Source organism: Sulfitobacter sp. HI0027 (assembly GCF_001634775.1).
GTDB lineage: Bacteria > Pseudomonadota > Alphaproteobacteria > Rhodobacterales > Rhodobacteraceae > Sulfitobacter.
In genome coordinates this window covers 1-1674 of sequence record NZ_LWER01000077.1, presented here as the reverse complement: position 1 = coordinate 1674, position 1674 = coordinate 1, and the positions used below count along the sequence as shown (strand labels likewise).

2 protein-coding genes are annotated in these 1674 nt (G+C 58.7%); both read left to right on the top strand.

The window, feature by feature from the left end; genetic code table 11:
- A partial coding sequence (locus A3722_RS04370) for a phage major capsid protein (RefSeq protein WP_150120438.1) occupies positions 1 to 522 on the top strand: 522 nt, incomplete at its 5' end.
- 508 nt (positions 523 to 1030) lie between these two features.
- Positions 1031 to 1674, top strand: a 644-nt coding sequence (locus A3722_RS04365; protein WP_201721965.1) for a hypothetical protein, incomplete at its 3' end; no start/stop codon positions are given.

Below are 1674 nucleotides of genomic sequence, written 5' to 3'. Positions count from 1 at the left end.
GGCGTCGATAAACCCACAGGTTTCCTCACTGTGCCGCAGACGGAAGAAGATGATGCTGACCGCGCGTTCGGCACTCTGCAAACGGTTCCGGCGGGAAGCGCAACAGTCATTGAGCAGGATGACCTTGTTAATCTGATGATGTCCCTTCGCAGCCCGTACCGGATGCGCGGCAATTGCGCGTGGATCATGAACCGCACAACCGCGGCGATTGTTCGGAAGATGAAGGACGCTGATGGGCGGCTGATCTGGTCTGATAGCTTGGCTGCCGGACAGCCTGCAACGCTGCTTGGCTATCCCGTGTTCGAGTCAGAGGAAATGGATAGTGTTGCAGCCGATAGCATCCCTATCGCCTTCGGTAACTGGGGCGCGGGCTATCTGATCGCGGACCGTTCCAACCGCATGCGGCTTTTGCGTGACCCGTTCACCCGCCCCGGCTGGGTTCGCTTCTACTTCCATCACCGGACGTCTGGCGAGGTCATGGACAGCAACGCGATCAAGCTGCTCAAGATGGCAGCGGCGTAAGGTCAGCATCATGAGAGATAGGCATCACCGCTGTTTAGTTGTGTTTCCAGCGGGAGGCCTAGGGGGTGCGGGAGCTACGGCCCGCCCCCCGTCAAAACATCTGCACATAGGTCTTGGGGACCGGCTGCGGCTCTTTGGCAATCATAAACCGCAACAATTTTGGTTGATGCTCAACAAAAGAGCGCGGGGCGTCAAAAGTTCAGATGCAGCGTTTTCCGGTACCGGGCTGCTCAGTTTGCCGTCATTGCTAATACAGTTTTTCCTTAAGGTGAGCAGGCCCATCCCTCGCGTGCGCGCGCGCAAGGGCGCGTGTGGAGCATCTCTTCGGGGGGCGTGGTCAAAGGTTTGGAGCGCCGATCTCGTGACCGGTACGGCCTCCAAAACGCGCACATCCACAAATTGGGAATTTTGGAATTTGCCAAGCTGCGGCAGGCCGGAACCGGCACTTTCCGCTAACTTTCTTCACCGTCAAAACCAAGCCAGTTTTCTGTGCTAGATCGGACCCGAAATGACAGAACAGACCGAACGCATTGCGATCCTGCTGGAGCTTAAGGACGAAGAGTTCAAGAAGAACGCCAAAACAGCAGCCGCTCAAATTGACCGCCTTGAGCGTAAGTTCAATCCGCTTGCTGCGGCAGAGGAGCGCATGAGGCGCAAACAGGATCAGCTTAACGCGGCACTAGAGGCCGGGACGCTGACCACGGCGCGTCACGCCAAAGGCATGGACCTTTTGCAGCGCGAGTATGAGCAGACCGTCGATAAGATCGAGCGCACGAGAAGCAAGGTCCTCGCAATGAACAGCACGGTTGCCGCGCAGACGGGGTTCATGGCCCGCAACCGCAACCTGTTCCAGCAAGCAGGCTGGCAGGTTGGCGACTTCGCAGTGCAGGTGCAGGGTGGCACATCGGCCCTTACAGCCTTCACGCAGCAGGGTTCGCAGCTTCTGGGCATCCTTGGCCCGTGGGGCGCTGTCATGGGCGCTGTATTGGCCGTAGGAGCTCCGCTGGCCGCTGTTCTTTGGAACCTTGGTGATGCAACCGAGGAAACCAAAGAAAAGGCCAAGACCTTCGCTGACCGTGTGGGCGAAGCGGACGCGGCGCTTGCAGCAATGTCCGCGACTGCGGCAGACGTGTCTGACCTTGAGGCGCTGCG